The 16372-nt window shown below is 69.5% G+C and carries 13 protein-coding genes; 7 read left to right on the top strand and 6 right to left on the bottom strand.

Annotated elements, in window-relative coordinates:
* Positions 1–73: 73 nt before the first annotated feature.
* Complete coding sequence (locus tag LH076_RS15870; protein WP_227781729.1) at positions 74–1345, top strand: MFS transporter; 1272 nt, start codon at positions 74–76, stop codon at positions 1343–1345.
* Positions 1346–1389: 44 nt separating this feature from the next.
* Here the strand turns inward: LH076_RS15870 and LH076_RS15865 are convergent, their stop codons facing one another.
* On the bottom strand, positions 1390–1959 hold the full coding sequence (locus LH076_RS15865; protein ID WP_227781728.1) for a YceI family protein: 570 nt from the start codon (positions 1957–1959) through the stop codon (positions 1390–1392).
* 426 nt (positions 1960–2385) lie between these two features.
* Here LH076_RS15865 and LH076_RS15860 point away from each other — a divergent pair, with 426 nt between their 5' ends.
* Entirely contained in the window at positions 2386–4122 is a 1737-nt protein-coding gene (locus tag LH076_RS15860; RefSeq protein ID WP_227781727.1) for a DEAD/DEAH box helicase, read from the top strand.
* Here the strand turns inward: LH076_RS15860 and LH076_RS15855 are convergent, their stop codons facing one another.
* The 3 genes from LH076_RS15855 to LH076_RS15845 all read right to left on the bottom strand — a co-directional run bounded on the left by LH076_RS15855 (position 4123) and on the right by LH076_RS15845 (position 7524).
* On the bottom strand, positions 4123–5577 hold the full coding sequence (locus LH076_RS15855; protein WP_227781726.1) for an NAD-dependent succinate-semialdehyde dehydrogenase: 1455 nt from the start codon (positions 5575–5577) through the stop codon (positions 4123–4125).
* Between the two features lie 233 nt (positions 5578–5810).
* Positions 5811–6821, bottom strand: coding sequence for a helix-turn-helix transcriptional regulator (locus LH076_RS15850; RefSeq protein ID WP_227781725.1), 1011 nt, complete (start codon positions 6819–6821; stop codon positions 5811–5813).
* A gap of 52 nt (positions 6822–6873) precedes the next feature.
* Positions 6874–7524, bottom strand: coding sequence for a pirin family protein (locus LH076_RS15845; protein WP_227781724.1), 651 nt, complete (start codon positions 7522–7524; stop codon positions 6874–6876).
* A gap of 15 nt (positions 7525–7539) precedes the next feature.
* On the opposite strand from LH076_RS15845, the gene LH076_RS15840 reads away from it, so the two are divergent.
* A complete protein-coding gene (locus LH076_RS15840) occupies positions 7540–8886 on the top strand; it encodes a GH1 family beta-glucosidase (protein ID WP_227781723.1) in 1347 nt (448 codons plus the stop codon).
* A gap of 3 nt (positions 8887–8889) precedes the next feature.
* Here LH076_RS15840 and LH076_RS15835 read toward each other — a convergent pair whose 3' ends face one another.
* Complete coding sequence (locus LH076_RS15835; RefSeq protein ID WP_227781722.1) at positions 8890–10935, bottom strand: NADPH-dependent 2,4-dienoyl-CoA reductase; 2046 nt, start codon at positions 10933–10935, stop codon at positions 8890–8892.
* 73 nt (positions 10936–11008) lie between these two features.
* On the opposite strand from LH076_RS15835, the gene LH076_RS15830 reads away from it, so the two are divergent.
* Genes LH076_RS15830 through LH076_RS15815 form a run of 4 tightly spaced genes read left to right on the top strand, consistent with a single transcriptional unit; the run spans position 11009 to position 15454 of the window.
* Complete coding sequence (locus LH076_RS15830) at positions 11009–12184, top strand: CaiB/BaiF CoA transferase family protein (protein WP_227781721.1); 1176 nt, start codon at positions 11009–11011, stop codon at positions 12182–12184.
* A gap of 10 nt (positions 12185–12194) precedes the next feature.
* Entirely contained in the window at positions 12195–13721 is a 1527-nt protein-coding gene (locus LH076_RS15825) for a flavin-containing monooxygenase (RefSeq protein WP_227781720.1), read from the top strand.
* Positions 13722–13781: 60 nt separating this feature from the next.
* On the top strand, positions 13782–14762 hold the full coding sequence (locus LH076_RS15820; RefSeq protein ID WP_227781719.1) for an AurF N-oxygenase family protein: 981 nt from the start codon (positions 13782–13784) through the stop codon (positions 14760–14762).
* Between the two features lie 44 nt (positions 14763–14806).
* A complete protein-coding gene (locus LH076_RS15815) occupies positions 14807–15454 on the top strand; it encodes a TetR/AcrR family transcriptional regulator (protein ID WP_227781718.1) in 648 nt (215 codons plus the stop codon).
* Here LH076_RS15815 and LH076_RS15810 read toward each other — a convergent pair.
* Positions 15437–16348 carry a LysR family transcriptional regulator gene (locus LH076_RS15810; protein WP_227781717.1) on the bottom strand — a complete coding sequence of 304 codons (912 nt, stop codon included), beginning with the start codon at positions 16346–16348 and terminating at the stop codon, positions 15437–15439. The two genes, LH076_RS15815 and LH076_RS15810, sit on opposite strands and share 18 nt — an antisense overlap.
* Positions 16349–16372: the final 24 nt, after the last annotated feature.

Raw genomic sequence — 16372 nt, 5'->3', positions numbered from 1 at the left:
CGACCGAGATCAGTGGGCGTCGGACGGGGCCACCGCGACCCGACACTGGAGCGACAGGTAAATTTCGCGGGCCATGGCTCTCAAGGATCTGCTCGCCGACACCCGTCCCCTGCAGAACCCCTATTTCCGCCGGCTCTGGTTCGCCGAGATGATCACGGTCGTGGGCGCACAGCTCACGATCGTCGCGGTGCCGGCCCAGATCTATGCCGACACCGGGTCGACGGCGTACGTCGGGCTGACCGGCGTCTTCGGCCTGGTCCCCCTCGTCATCTTCGGCCTCTACGGCGGCGCCCTCTCCGACGCGTTCGACCGGCGCACCATCGTGCGGATCACCAGCCTGGGCCTGATCGTCTGCTCCGCCCTCTTCTTCGCCCAAGCCGCGCTCGGCAACGAGAACCCGTGGCTGCTGCTCGTCCTCTTCGCGGTGCAGCAGTCCTTCTTCGCGGTGGACTCGCCGACGCGTGCGGCGATCCTGCCGCGGATCCTCGACAAGGAGGTCCTGCCGGCGGCCAACTCGCTGCACTACACGGTCTTCCAGGCCGGCGCGATCGCCGGCCCCCTGGTCGCGGGCGTACTGATCCCGATCACGGGCTTCCCGCTGCTCTACCTGCTCGACACCCTCGGCCTGCTGGCGATCCTCTACGCCGTCATCCGGCTGCCGAAGCTGCCGGTGCAGGGTGACGTGCAGGCGCCCGGGCTGAAGTCGGTGATCGATGGGTTGGTCTACCTCAAGGACCAGCCGATCCTCCTGATGAGCTTCCTCGTCGACATCATCGCGATGGTCTTCGGCATGCCGCGCGCGCTCTTCCCCGAGCAGGCCCACACGCACTTCCACGGACCGGTCGACGGCGGCCTCGCCTTCGCGCTGCTCTTCGCCGCCATCCCGGCCGGTGCCGTCATCGGCGGCGTGCTCGGCGGCTGGCTCTCGAAGGTGAGACGTCAGGGCTTCGCCGTCGTCGTCTGCATCATCATCTGGGGCCTCGGCGTGACCGTGTACGGCGTCGCCGACTGGCTCGCGCCACACGTCGGTGGTGCGTGGGTGGTGATGCTCGTGATCGCGCTGATCGCACTCGCAGTCGCCGGTGCGGCGGACATGTTCTCCGCCGCGATCCGGACGTCGATCCTGCAGAGCGCCGCCGATGATTCGGTCCGCGGCCGGCTCCAGGGCGTCTTCACCGTCGTCGTCGGCGGTGGCCCGCGCATCTCCGACACGCTGCACGGGGGCGTCGCCGCCGGTATCGGCGTCAGCGCAACAGCCGCCGGAGGCGGGGTCTTGGTCGTCATCGGAGTGACAGTGGCCGCGCTGGTCGTCCCGAGCTTCGTCCGCTACACGCTCACCAAATGACTGCAGGGCCGCCCTGACGGGACGGCCCTGCAGTGTGGAGGAGCTCAGCCCTGCTTGATGGCGCTGATGTCGAAGTCGAGCTTGATCTTCTCGGAGACGAGGACGCCGCCGGTGCCGAGTGGGGCGTTGAAGGTCAGGCCGAAGTCGGTGCGGTTGATCGTGGTCGAGCCCTCGAAGCCGACGCGCGTGTTGCCGTAGGGGTCCTGTGCGGAGCCGGTCTGCTCGAAGGGGATGGTGACCTTCTGCGTGACGCCCTTGATCGTCAGGTCGCCGGTGATCTCCCACGTCTCACCGTCGAAGTCGACGTTGCTGGACACGAAGGTGATGAAGGGGTTCGTCTCGGTCTCGAAGAAGTCACCCGAGAGGAGGTGGCCGTCGCGGTCCTTGTTGCCCGTGTCGATCGAGTTCGCGGTGATCTTGATCGACACCTGCGAGTTCGCGGGGTTGGCGGTGTCGACGTGGGCGGTGCCCTCGAACTCCTTGAAGGAGCCGCGGACATTGGTCACCATCGCGTGCCGGGCCGCGAAGCCGAGGCGCGTGTGGGCCGTGTCGAGCACGTAGTCGCCGCTGATGTCGTCGATCGCCGTGGTCGTCTCGAAGCTGTTCTCAGTCATGCGTGGGTCTCCTGAAGTCAGTAGGTCAGAGCTGTTTCGACTCTAGAGACTTCAACCCAATCACTTGAACGTTCATTCCAAACGTTCAGAAAATTCTTTGGTCAGGCAGCGTGCGGGGCAGTCGCCGCCGCGGGGCACGTCGTCCAGACGGCCTCCATGTGCTCGCGACCGTCTGCGTCGACGACCGTGGTCCATGTGCAGGTGAGGTTCTCGTTCATGGTTATCCACCTCCTGTTCACCTTGTGTTCACCAAGGTACATCGTTCCCCACAGCGCCACAACTATTCCGCCTGATTCGGGACATTTCGCCCCACTGGGAGGGTCGACGTGCCGACATACGCGCCCGCGACGCTCCACCTGAGTCGGGGAATCTTGCGCCATACCCCACCGGAACTAGTCTTGTGGAGTGAATGACGAAACTTCCCCGGTGACTGAGACGATCACCTTCAACGACCTCGGCCTCTCCGAGGGTGTGCTCGCCGGCCTCCGCGCCGTGGGCTACGAGACCCCCAGCCCCATCCAGGCAGCCACGATCCCCCTCCTCCTCGAGGGCCGCGATGTCGTCGGCCTGGCCCAGACCGGCACCGGCAAGACCGCCGCCTTCGCGCTGCCGGTCCTCTCCAACCTCGACCCCTACGAGACCAAGCGCCCGCAGGCGCTCGTGCTGGCTCCCACGCGTGAGCTCGCGATCCAGGTGTGCGAGGCCTTCGAGAAGTACGCCGCCCAGCTGCCCAACATCCGCGTGCTGCCGATCTACGGCGGCTCGGCGTACGGTCCGCAGCTGACCGCCCTGAAGCGCGGCGTCCACATCGTCGTCGGCACCCCCGGCCGCATCATGGACCACCTCGACAAGGGCACGCTCGACCTCTCCGAGCTGCGCTTCCTCGTCCTCGACGAGGCCGACGAGATGCTGTCGATGGGCTTCGCCGAGGACATCGAGACCATCCTTGCGACGACGCCCGAGGAGAAGCAGGTCGCCCTCTTCTCCGCGACGATGCCGCGCCAGATCAAGGCGCTCACGGGGCAGTACCTCCGCAACCCCAAGGAGGTGCAGGTCAAGTCCAAGACCGCCACCGCCGCGAACATCACCCAGCGCTACCTGATGGTGAGCTACCCGCAGAAGCTGGACGCGCTCACCCGCATCCTCGAGGTCGAGAACTTCGAGGCGATGATCGTCTTCGCGCGCACCAAGTCCGAGACGGACACCCTCGCCGAGAAGCTCCGCGCCCGCGGGTACGCCGCCGCCGCGATCAACGGCGACATCGCGCAGAACCAGCGCGAGAAGACGGTCAACCAGCTCAAGGACGGCTCGCTCGACATCCTCGTCGCGACCGACGTCGCGGCCCGTGGTCTCGACGTCGAGCGGATCAGCCACGTCGTGAACTACGACCTCCCCACGGACGTCGAGTCCTACGTCCACCGGATCGGCCGCACCGGCCGCGCCGGCCGCAGTGGTGACGCGATCTCCTTCGTCACCCCGCGTGAGCGCTGGCTGCTCAAGGCGATCGAGAAGCACACCCGCTCGACGCCGGCCGAGATGCAACTGCCGTCCGTCGACGAGGTCAACGCGACCCGCCTCAACCGCTTCGACGAGGGCATCACCAACGTGCTGGCCGAGAAGGAGAAGATCTCCTTCTTCCGCGACGTCGTCGCCCACTACGTCTCCGAGAACGACGTTCCCGAGCTCGAGGTCGCCGCCGCCCTCGCCGCGATGCTCCACGGTGAGGAGCCGCTCCTGCTCGAGCCCGAGCCGGTGCGCCCGCAGCGTCAGAGCCGGGACCGCGACGACCGCAACAGCGAGCGCGGCGAGCGCTCGAACCGGGCTGGGGCCGCCCGCACGAACGATCGCGGGGACGGACAGCCGATGGCGTCGTACAAGATCCAGGTCGGCAAGCGCCACAAGGTCGAGCCGCGCATGATCGTCGGCGCGCTCGCCAACGAGGGTGGGCTGCGTCGTGCCGACTTCGGCAACATCTCGATCCGCCCCGACTTCAGCGTCGTCGAGCTGCCCGCCGACCTCCCCCAGGAGGTCTTCGATGCACTCGCCCAGACCCGGATCAGCGGCAAGCTGATCGAGCTCGCCCCCGACCGCGGTGCGCCCAACCGCCGTACCGGCGAGCGCTTCCAGGACCGCCCGGCCCGGAAGCCCCGCCGCAAGGACTGATCAGAACGGCGGGAGCGAGACGTAGGTCGTCTCGAGATACTCCTCGATCCCCTCGAAGCCCCCTTCGCGGCCGAAGCCACTCTGCTTCATGCCGCCGAAGGGGGCGGCGGGGTTGGAGATCAGGCCGGTGTTGACGCCGACCATGCCGTACTCGAGCTGCTCGGCCAGACGGATCGTCCGGGCGAGGTCGCGGGTGTAGGCGTAGGACGCGAGGCCGTACTCGGTGTCATTGGCGCGCGAGATCGCCTGCTCCTCCGTGTCGAAGGTGGCGATGGCCGCGACCGGGCCGAAGATCTCTTGGCTGTTGATCTCGGACTCGGGGTGCACATCGAGCAGCACGGTCGGGTTGTAGAAGTAGCCCGGCCCGTCGGGAGCGTTGCCGCCGGTCAGCACCTTCGCGCCGTCGTGGACGGCATCGGTGACGAGCTGGCTGACGGAGTCGACAGCCTTCTCCTCGATGAGGGGGCCGACGTCGACGCCGTCGTCCTGGCCGCGGCCGACCCGCAGCGCGCCCATCCGCTCGGCGAGCTTCTCGCCGAACTCCGCCGCGACGGAGGAGTGCACGAGAAAGCGGTTGGCCGCCGTGCACGCCTCACCCATGTTGCGCATCTTGGCGAGCATCGCGCCCTCGACGGCCGCGTCGAGGTCGGCGTCCTCGAAGACGAGGAACGGCGCGTTGCCGCCGAGCTCCATCGAGACCCGCTGGAGCTGGTCGGCCGACTGCTTCACGAGCAGCTTGCCCACGGGAGTGGAACCGGTGAAGGAGACCTTGCGCAGCCGGTCGTCGGCCATGATCGCCTTCGACTGGTCGGCTGCCGACGTGGTCGGAACAACGTTGAGTACGCCGGCGGGGAGTCCGGCCTCGGTGAGGACGTCGGCCAGCGCCAGCATCGTCAGGGGCGTCAGCTCGGCCGGCTTCACGACCATGGTGCAGCCGGCTGCGATGGCGGGACCGATCTTGCGGGTGCCCATGGCGAGCGGGAAGTTCCACGGCGTGATGAAGTAACAGGGCCCGACGGGCTTGCGGATCGTGAGCAGCCGCGACGTGCCGGCGGGGTTGTTCATCCAGCGGCCGTGGATCCGTACGGCCTCCTCGCTGAACCACCGGAAGAACTCGTTGCCGTACGTCACCTCGCCCTTGGCCTCGGCGACGGGCTTGCCCATCTCCAGGCTCATCAGCTCGGCGAAGTCGTCGGCCCGCGCGTTGATCAGCTCGAAGGCCTTGCGCAGGATCTCGCCCCGATCGCGCGGAGCGCTCGCCGCCCAGGAGGCCTGGGCGGCCACGGCGGCGTCGAGCGCGTCGATCACGTCATTGGTACTGCCGTCCGCGACGCGGGCCAGGACGGAGGCATCCGCGGGGTCGTAGACCGCGAAGGACTCGCCCCCTTCGGCATCGCGCCACTCGCCGTTGATGAAGAGTCCAGTCCTGCCTGAGACGAGGTCCATACCGGTCATATCCGTAAGCCTGCCACTCGCCACCTTTCCTTCGACAGCGGGTTCCTCGTGACGTAAGGTGGGGAGAGTCGACTTGAGGAGGGAGCACTCCGCTTTTCGACCAGGGCCCCACGTCTGACCCCATGCAGACTGGGGCCCGCTCCGCTTTCATCGGGCAGACCCCCCCTTTGCCCGGCGAGGGCAGGAGCCGGCAGGGGCCCGACATCGTCGGGCCCCTGTTCGTCTGCGTGCGCTCAGCCGGCGTCGAGCATCGAGCCGAGGCTCGTGCGCGAGCCGATGCCGAGCTTGCGGTAGACCCGGGACAGGTGCCACTCGACACCCTTGACCGTGACGGCGAGCTGGTGGGCGATCTCGCGGTTGCTCATGCCGTTGGCGGCGAGCCGTGCGACTCGCTGCTCGGCGCTGGTCAGCTGTTCCAGTGCCGGTACGCCGACAGCCGCACCGTCACCCCCTCCGTCACCGTCGGGCGCCACTCGCTCGAGGAGTCGGGAGACCCGGCCCTGCAGCGGTCGCAGTCCCTCGGTCGCGGCGAAGGCCTCGGCCGGACGGAGCAGCTCGAGCAGCTCGTCGCGGCCGGCCTCGTTCGAGGTGAGGAGCATCAGGCCGGCGAGGTCGGTGCTGATCTGGGCGATGAGGCGCAGGTCGTCGGTGTGCCGGGCGAGACCGAGCGCACGCTGGAGCGTGCGGATGGGGTCGACGGACGGGTCGACGGTGCCGAGGGTGCGCAGGGACACGGCGAGCCTGTGCAGGTCGACGGACTCCTCGGCGTGGGAGAGCTCCTCGCGGGCCAGCTCGACGGCACGGGTGCGGTCACCGGTGCGCACCGAGGCGACGGCGGCGCCGGAGCGCCAGGGCTCCAGGTCGGGATCGTCCGCACCGGCCGACGTACCGGCGGCTTCGAAGTGGCGGAGGGCGGTCTCGTGGTCGCCGAGGGCGGTGGCGAGCTCGCCCTGGGCGAGCTGGATGGCGGTGACCGCCCCGGCGTCGACCTCAGGCAGCGCCGCGAGCGCTGCCGCGGTGCCGGAGGCGGCGTCGACCTCGCCGACCGCGAGCTGGCAGGTGAGCAGCAGGGTGCCGTGCTGGGCGCGCTGCGTCGGCTCCAGCGTCGTCGGGTCGACGGCGACGAGCACGCGCCAGGCGCTGCCCAGACGGCCGGTACGCATGACGCCCCAAGCGTCAGCCAGACCTCCGCGATAGAACGACGTGGGCCGCGGCAGGGTGAGGTACGGCGCTGTCGTGTTCACTGGAAGGAGCGTAGGTAAATGCGCGCCTCTGCGCGGCATTTCCGCTGAATCCTCAGCCTTCCGACGCGGGGAGGGCCGCAAGTGTCCAGACCAGCAGGGTGGTCGGCACAGCCGCACCGACCTCGCGCGCCGGCTCGCTGTCGAGAAGCAGTGCGTCGCCGGCCGAGAGCGGCTCCGCGAGGGAGTTGCGCAGGAGGGCACCGGAGGCCACGAAGACGTGGACGAGGCCACCGGCCGGCAGCGACGCAGTCTCGCCGGCCCCGAGCCTGACGACCTCGAGCGAACCACCGGGCAGCGACAGCCGACCGCCCTCGATGCGCTGCCAGGCCGGCTCGCCGTCGTACTGCTGCAACCACACCTGCACGAAGCGGGTCGCGGGCGCCGCAGCGATCTCCGAGTGCCGCACGGCCGAGGAGGCACGGAGCCAACCGAGCTCGCCGGCCTCCAGCACGCCGGAGGACCCGAGCGAGTCCGAGTGCGCGAGGGCTCCCGAGACCACGTAGGTCACGATGTCGACACCCTCGTGGGCGTGCTCGGTGAAGCCCTCGCCGGTGGCGAGGAGGTGCTCGTCGTGGCAGACCATCGTCCCGATGGCGGTCCGCTCCGGGTCGTAGTAGGCACCGAACGACAGCGAGTGCCAGGTCGCACGACCTGGGACCAACTCCTGGAATCTCGCGGAACTTCGGCGGATCTCGACAGTCACGACGACAATTGTCTCGTGCCCCCACCACAACTCCCGACCGGCTTCGCGTTCGGCGCAGCCACCGCGGCGTTGCAGGTCGAGGGAGCGCTCGCCGAGGACGGCCGCGGCCCCTCGATCTGGGAGTCGTTCGCCGCCCGTCCGCTCGTCATCGCGGACGCCTCGACCCCCGAGACCGGCGCCGGTTCCTACCACCGCACGACCGAGGACATCGCGCTGCTGCGTGAGCTCGGTGTCGACTCCTACCGCTTCTCGCTCTCCTGGCCGAGACTGCTTCCCCAAGGCCGTGGCCGCGTCAACCAGGCCGGCTTCGACCACTACGACCGGTTGATCGACGACCTGCTCGAGGCCGGCATCGACCCGATGGTGACGCTCTACCACTTCGACCTCCCCCAAGCGCTCGAGGACGACGGCGGCTGGCGCAACCGCAGCACCGTCGAGGCGATGGCCGAGTACGCCGCCCTGGCCGGTGAGAAGTACGCCGACCGGGTGAAGCACTGGGTCCCGATCAGCGAGCCGAACGTGATCGCGATGCTCGGCTACGGGATCGGCGAGCACGCGCCCGGGCGGAAGCTCTTCTTCGACGTCCTGCCCGTCACGCACCACCTGTTGCTCGCCCACGGCCGGGCGGCGATCGAGCTGCGCAACGCCGGTGCGACCAGCGTCGGCTGTGCCAACAACCACGCGCCGATGTGGCCGGCCAGCGACGACGAGGCGGATGTCGGTGCGACCAAGCTCTTCGACGCGCTGTGGAACGGCATGTTCCTCGAGCCGATCCTGCTCGGCCGCTACCCCGCCGACCTCGCGCCGCTCCTCGACGACGTCGTCGAGCCCGGGGACATGGCGACCATCCGGCAGCCGCTCGACTTCTACGGGGTCAACTACTACAGCCCCATCCGTGTCGCGGCCGGCGACGAGGGCTCCGACATGCCCTTCCGCTTCGTCCCGCTCCTGGGCCGCACCCGGACCGCCTCAGGCTGGTCGGTCGTCCCCACCGCGCTGCGCGAATGGCTGGTCCTCTTCCGGGCGCGCTTCCGGGCCGCGCTTCCGCCGATCGTCATCACCGAGTCCGGCTCCTCGTGGGTCGAGGAGGTCGACGCCGACGGCATCGTCCACGACAAGGAGCGCTCGGAGTACCTCGAGGCGCACCTCGAGGCTGTCGCCGAGGCGGTCCATCGGGGCGTCGACGTCCAGGCCTACTACGCCTGGAGCCTGCTCGACTCCTGGGAGTGGGCGCACGGCCTCACCACGCCGTACGGCCTCGTCCATGTCGACCGCACGACCCTCACCCGCACGCCCAAGGACTCCTTCCGGACCTACCAACGACTGATCCGGGAGCTGCGCGCTCCCGCCTCCGCCGAGTAGGCCTCAGAGGGCGGCGGCGACCTCGGTGCCCTGCCTGATCGCCCGCTTGGCGTCCAGCTCGGCCGCCACGTCGGCGCCGCCGATCAGCGTCGCGGGCACGCCTGCCTCCGCCAATTCGTCCCAGAGGTCGCGCACGGACTCCTGTCCGGCGCACAGCACGACCGTGTCGACGGTGAGTGTCTGCGGCTCGCTTCCCTGATCGGTGGCGACCGTGACGTGCACGGCGAGCTCGCCCGTCTCGAGCGGCTCGATCAGGTCGTACGTCGCCCCGCTGACCATCCGCACGGCCGACTGCTTCAGGACGGCCCGGTGCGCCCAGCCGGACGTCTTGCCGAGGCCGAGACCGATCGGCGTCGTCTTCCGCTGGAGCAGGGTCACCTGGCGCGCGGGCTCGCGCGGGGTGCGCTCGCCGAGGCCACCGCGGTGGGTCTCCGGATCCGCGACGCCCCAGTGCGCCTTCCACTCCTCGAGCGACTCCGGCTCGTGGGTGAGCGCGACGGAGATGTCGACGCCGATGCCGCCGGCACCGATGACCGCGACGCGACGCCCCGGCGTGACGCGACCGGCCAGCACGTCGGCGTACGTCACGACGCCGGGACTGTCCTCGCCCTTGATGCCGGGGATGCGCGGGGTGACGCCGGTGGCGACGATGACGTCGTCGAAGCGGGTCAGCTCGGCCACTGTGGGCGAGGTCGTGAGCTGCACGGAGACGCCGAGCACCTCGAGTCGACGCGTGTAGTAGCGCAGCGTCTCGCGGAAGTCCTCCTTGCCGGGGACCTCCATTGCGTAGCGGAACTGCCCTCCGAGGTGCTCCGAGCGCTCGAAGAGGGTCACCTTCAGGCCGCGCTCGGCCGCGCTGACGGCGGCGGCGAGGCCCGCGGGACCGGCACCGACGACGGCGACGGTGCGCTGGGTGCGCACAGGGGAGAGGACGAGCACGGTCTCGTGCGCCGCGCGGGGGTTGACCAGGCAGGAGGCCTTCCGGTTCGAGAAGACGTGGTCGAGGCAGGCCTGGTTGCAGGCGATGCACGTGTTGATCTCGTCGGCGCGGCCCTGCGCGGCCTTCTGTGCGAAGGCCGGGTCGGCGAGCAGCGGGCGGGCCATCGAGACCAGGTCCGCGCCGCCGGACGCGAGGACCTCCTCGGCGAGCTCGGGGGTGTTGATCCGGTTCGACGCGCACACGGGCACCGAGACCTCGGTGCGCAGGCGCGACGTCAGGTCGGTCCAGGCGGCGCGCGGCACCTGCGTGAGGATCGTGGGGACCCGTGCCTCGTGCCAGCCGATGCCGGTGTTGAAGACGGTGACGCCTGCCTCCTCCAGCGCGTGCGCGAGGTCGATCGTCTCGTCCCAGGTCTGGCCGTTCTCGACGAGGTCGATCAGGGAGATGCGGTAGATGATCGGGTAGCCCTCGCCGACCAGGTCGCGCGCGCGGCGGACGATCTCGAGCGGGAACTGCATCCGGTTGTACGCCGACCCGCCCCACCTGTCGGTGCGCTCGTTGGTCCGCTCGGCGAGGAACTGGTTGATCAGGTAGCCCTCCGAGCCCATGATCTCGACCGCGTCGTAGCCGGCCTTCTTCGCCAGTGCGACCGACGTGGCGAAGTGGGTGGCCGTGTGGTCGACGCCCTTGGTCGAGAGGGCGGAGGGACGGAACGGCGTGATCGGTGACTTGGTGGCCGAGGCGCTGACGCTGAACGGCGAGTAGCCGTAGCGGCCCGCGTGCAGCACCTGCAGCGCGATCGCACCGCCCTCCTCGTGCACCTCGCCGGTGATCTGGCGGTGCCGCATCGCCTGCAGTCGGGAGGTCATCTCGGAGGCGAACGGCTTGAGCCAGCCGCGCTTGTTGGGCGCATAGCCGCCCGTGATGATCAGTCCGGTCTGGCCGGCCGCGCGCTCGCGGAAGTAGGCGGCGAGCTTCGGCAGATCCAGGCGTCGGTCCTCGAGCCCGGTGTGCATCGAGCCCATGACCACGCGGTTGCGGAGGGTCACGCCGTCGCTGCCCGAGCCGAGGGTGAGCGGAGCGAGGAGATGCGGGTAGGGCGAGGTCACCGTCGCAGGTTACCGGTCAGTAACCCATCCGTCTCCCCTTGACCCTGACAGCCGCTCTGTCAGGATCGGGCGCATGGTCGCGCGAATCGAACTGGGTCAGGGCACGGGCCCGCTGAAGGGCGTCAAGGTCGTCGAGATCGCAGGCATCGGGCCGGGCCCGCACGCCTGCACGATCCTCGCCGACCTCGGTGCCGACGTGATCCGGATCGAACGCCCCGGCGGTGGAGGCCTGGGCGGTGGTGCGCACGACCTCACCAACCGAGGCCGTCCCAGCGTCGCCCTCGACCTCAAGAACCCGGACGCGATCGAGACCGTCCTCGCGCTCGTCGAGCAGGCCGACATCCTCATCGAGGGCAACCGCCCCGGCGTCACCGAGCGGCTCGGCATCGGTCCTGACGACTGCTGGGCGCGGAACCCGCGCCTGGTCTACGGCCGGATGACGGGGTGGGGCCAGGACGGCCCGCTCGCCCAGGCGGCGGGTCACGACGTCACCTACATCGCCACCGCGGGGGCGCTCTTCGGCCTCGGCCAGGATCCCGCCCGGCCGCACTTCCCGACCAACCTCCTCGGCGACTACGGCGGTGGCTCCACCTATCTGGTGATCGGCGTGCTCGCCGCCCTGTTCGAGGCCCGCATCTCCGGTCAGGGCCAGGTCGTGGACGCCGCGATCGTCGACGGCACCGCCCACCTGCAGACGATGACTTACACGCTCAAGGCCATGGGCGGGCTCGATCCGGACCATCGCGCGACCGGGATGCTCAATGGGGGCATCCCGTTCTACGACCTCTACGAGACCGCCGACGGGCGGCACATGGCGGTCGGCGCGCTCGAGGGGAAGTTCTTCGCCGAGCTCTCGGCGATCCTCCGCAAGGAGGGGATCGAGCTGCCCGAGCAGTACGAGATGGAGCGGTACGACGAGATGCGCTCGGCCCTCACGGACGGGTTCCGGACGAAGACCATGGCGGAGTGGGCCTCCCTCTTCGAGGGCACCGACGCGTGCGTGGCCCCGGTCGTCACTGCGATCGAGGCGGCCGACCACCCGCACATGGCCGCCCGCGGCACGTACGTCGACGTCGACGGCGTCCTGCAACCCGCTCCGGCGCCGCGCTTCTCCCGGACCGTCCCGACGCTGACCCTGCCGCCCGCGGCGCAGCCGGGCGCCCACACCCGCGAGGCCCTCGCGGCCTGGGGCGTCTCGAATGCCGAGGATCTGATCGCCTCGGGTGCAGCCGTGGCTACTGGCGAGTAACGTGTGACACATGTCCCAGACAACGCCTGACGTCGACGTCCTCATCGTGGGTGCCGGTCTCTCCGGCATCGATGCCGCAGCCGCGGTACTGCGTGACCACCCCGGCAAGACGGTCGCGATCCTCGAGCGCCGCGACTCGCTCGGTGGCACCTGGGACCTGTTCAAGTACCCCGGCATCCGGTCGGACTCGGACATGTTCACGTTCGCTTTTCGGTGGCGTCCGTGGGAGTCGGACAAGACGCTGGCCGACGGCCCGCTGATCAAGGAGTATCTCGCGACCGTCGCGGCGGAGACCGGTGTCGATCGGCTGATCCGCTACGGCCACCAGGTCCTGGACGCGGCGTGGGACTCCACCACCGAGCTGTGGACCGTGACCGCGAAGGTCGACGGAGCGAACACGACCATCACCAGCCGTTTCCTCTGGGCCTGCTCGGGCTACTACGACTACGACCAGGGCTTCCAGCCGCAGTTCCCCGGTCGGGAGGACTTCGAGGGTGAGTTCATCCACCCGCAGTTCTGGCCCGAGGAGCTGGACTACACCGGCAAGAAGGTCGTCATCATCGGCTCCGGCGCGACCGCGGTCACGCTCGTCCCTGCCATGGCCAACTCGGGGGCGGAGTCGGTGACCATGCTGCAGCGGACGCCGTCGTACATCGTCAGCCGGCCGGGCAACGACGTGGCCGCCACCGCGCTCAAGAGCCTGCCGATCCCGTTCAAGGCGCTCCTCCCGTTCAAGCACCTGCGGGCGAAGACGGCGTACGAGGCGATCCGCTGGGAGAACCTCGGCCTCTCCCTCGGCCTCTACCTCTTCGCCCAGCGTGCCCCGAAGGTTGCCAAGAAGCTCATCCGCGACAACCAGATCGCGCAGCTCACCGCGCGCAAGGGCGGCCCGGGCTTCACGAAGGAGGAGGCGACCGAGTTCGTCGACCACCACCTCACGCCGCCCTACAACCCGTGGGACCAGCGCCTGTGCGCCGTGCCGGACGGCGACCTGTGGAAGGCGATCCGCGAGGGCAGGGCGACGATCGTCACCGACCACATCAAGACCCTCACCGCCAAGGGCATCGAGCTCGAGAGCGGCGAGACCCTCGAGGCGGACGTCATCGTCAGCGCGACCGGGCTCAACATCAAGCTCTTCGGCGGCGCGAAGCTGACCGTCGACGGTGAGGAGGTCGACCCGAGCGAGACCACGGCCTATCTCGGCGCGATGCTGACCCACATCCCGAACTTCGCCCTGACGATCGGCTACATCAACGCCTCCTGGACGCTCAAGGCCGACCTCGTCTCCGAGTGGGTCAGCGGCCTGCTCGGTGACATGGAGAAGCACGGCCACACCGTCGTCCGGGTCGCCGAACCGGAGGTGAAGGGCGCCCGCCCGCTGATGGACATGAAGTCCGGCTATCTGCTCCGCGGCGCCCCGTCGATGCCCCGGCAGGGCGACCACGGGCCGTACGAGGCGAAGCAGAACTACTTCATCGACATGCGGCGCCTCCAGCCCGGCGACTACCACGAGGACGGGAAGCTCGTCTTCGGCTGATCCGCCCGATCAGCAGCGTTCGGGTATGCGGGACATGGTGTCCTGCCTATACTCGAAGGCATGTCGACGACGACGTACGAACCCCAGGGCCGCCAGGCGTACGACGCGACCCTCCAGCGCCTCTCCGAGGCCTCGGTCGAGGTCCACTTCCAGGCCTTCAAGGACATCGACTGGGACAACCCGGAGTTCGCCGTGGACCCGAATGACGAGCGCTGGATCCTGCCGGCTGTCGACCCTCTCGGTGGCCACCCGTGGTACCGCTCGCTCCCGAAGGAGCGCCAGGTCCAGATCGGACGCCACCGCCTCGTCGCGATGACCAAGACCGGGACCCAGTTCGAGCAGCTGCTGCTGCTCGGCGGAACCCAGTTCCTCATGGGGCTGGAGAACGGAAATCCCGAGTTCCGCTACTTCATGCACGAGCTCACCGAGGAGACACACCACATCCAGATGTTCCAGGAGTTCACCAACCGGGCGTGTCCCGAGGTGAGCGGTGCGCCGCAGTGGCTGATGACCACCATCCCGCTGATCGGGATGCTCGGCAGCTGGTGGCCGACGCTCTTCTTCCAGATCATCCTCGCCGGTGAGGAGCCGATCGATCACCTGCAGAAGGACGTCCTTCGCGCCGGCGGAACCCACCCGCTGCTCAACCGGCTCATGGCGATCCACGCGGCGGAGGAGGCGCGGCACATCGGATTCGCGCACGCCTGGCTCGAGCACCACACCCCCTCCATGAACATCGTGAACAAGATGGCGCTCGGCCTGATGGTTCCGCTGGTCCTCCGGCTCGGCTTCGGGGCGATCGTCATACCGAGCAAGGCCGACCAGAAGATGATGGGCATCCCCGACGAGGTGATGCGCGAGGTATTCGGGCGACGCAACGCTGATATGAACAAGGTCCGCCGCGACGTCTGTGCAGACGTCCGCATGCTGTGTGAGCAGGTCGGCGTGCTCAACGCGGTCACGCGGCCGGTGTGGAAGCTCTGGGGTGTCGACGGACGCGCTGCTCGCTTCCGCTCCGAGCCGGCCAGCGCACGCGACTGACCTCGCCCGCCGGCGCCGCACCCGCGGGACTAGGGTGCCGTCCTATGGACGGCCGCTCGACCCGCTGGGAGGGCCATGGGGAGGCCCAGCGCGAGCGGATCGTGCAGGCGGCGCTGGCGCTGATCGAGGAGGGCGCCGAGGCGCCGTCACTGGTCGAGATCGGCCGCCGCGCAGGTCTGGCGCGTTCTGCCGTCTACCGGCACTTCGCGGACAAGGGCTCGCTCGACGCCGCAGTGCAGCGCCGGATCTTCCGGGACCTGGCCAGCGACCTCCTCCCGCAGTTGACGCTCGAGGGGGAGCCCTCCCACGCCTGGCGACGGGCCATCGAGACGTACGTCGGCTGGGCGGCCGACCACCCGCTGCTGCACCGCCGCGCGGTCCTCGATCCCACGAACGGACCATTGCAGGCGGGCCTCGACGCCATCGCCGACCAGGTGGCGGTCGGGATCGTCGCATGGTTCCGCTCGCTCGGTGCGGTGGTCACCGAGGCTGACGCGGCGACCGCCGACCCCCTGGTCCACGGCCTGGTCGGCGCGATCTTCGCCGCCGTACGCCGGTGGGTCGACCAGGGCGCACAAGTGCCCGACCGCGCCCACATGATCGACCTCCTGGTCGAGGCGACGTCGGCGATGATCGACGTGCGGCTTCGCAGCTACGGGCTCACGCTGGAAGGGTCAGAGCAGGCTCGGTAGCTCGGCAGGGACGATCTCGGCGAGCGCCTGACGGCACGCGACGATCGGGGGAGCACCGGCGATCGCCGCACGCGTCGACGTGAAGACCTCGCGCCGCGGATCTCCGGGCAGGTCGACCCAGCGCACCGCCGGTGGTCGGCGTACCGACATCAGGTCCGGCAGCACCACCACCGCGTTGCCGGTCTCGACGAGCGCGATGTGGGCCTCGAGGTCGTCGGTCTCGAACCGTACGTCGGGCTCGAACCCGGCCTCGCGGCAGAGATGCTCGGTCCACTGACGGGAGGCAGCACCGCGCGGCTCCATCACCCAGGGGACGCCGGCGGCGTCCGCGAGCGTGTCGATGGCCTCCCATCGGCTGCCGTGCGGCGGAACCGCGAGGCGCAGCCGGTCCGTCGTGAGCGGTGCCCGGTCGAGCTCGGCGTGGAGCGGTGCCGGGTGGTGCGGGTACTGCTGGGCGATCACGAGATCGACCTCGTTGGAGCGGGCCTCGAGCAGCGCCTCCTCCGGCAGCCGCTGCGACATCGTCACGCGGAGGCGGGGATGTTCGGTCGCGAGTCGGGTGAGGAGCTGTGGCATGAAGGCGAGCGCCGCGGACTGGAAGGCGGCGATCTGCACGGTGCCCGAGACCTCGTCGGCGAGCGCCGCCACGGCGGCCTCGGCCTGTTCGAGCAGGGTGAGGATCTGCCCGGCATGGTCGACGAGCAGCTCCGCCGCCGGGGTGAGCTCGACCCGCCGGCCGGACTTGCGCAGCAGCTCGACCCCGGCCTCCCGCTCGAGCAGGGCGAGCTGTTGCGAGACCGACGAGGGGCTCTGGTGGAGCACCTCCGCCACCTCGGCGAGCGTGCCGTGGATCGACAGCTCTCGGAGCAGTCGCAGGCGGCGTACGTCCAGCACGGCAACAGATTAGCGAAACCGAAT

The sequence above is a fragment of the Nocardioides sp. Kera G14 genome, from assembly GCF_020715565.1.
Taxonomy (GTDB): domain Bacteria; phylum Actinomycetota; class Actinomycetes; order Propionibacteriales; family Nocardioidaceae; genus Nocardioides.
This window is presented reverse-complemented; position numbering and strand designations above follow the sequence as displayed.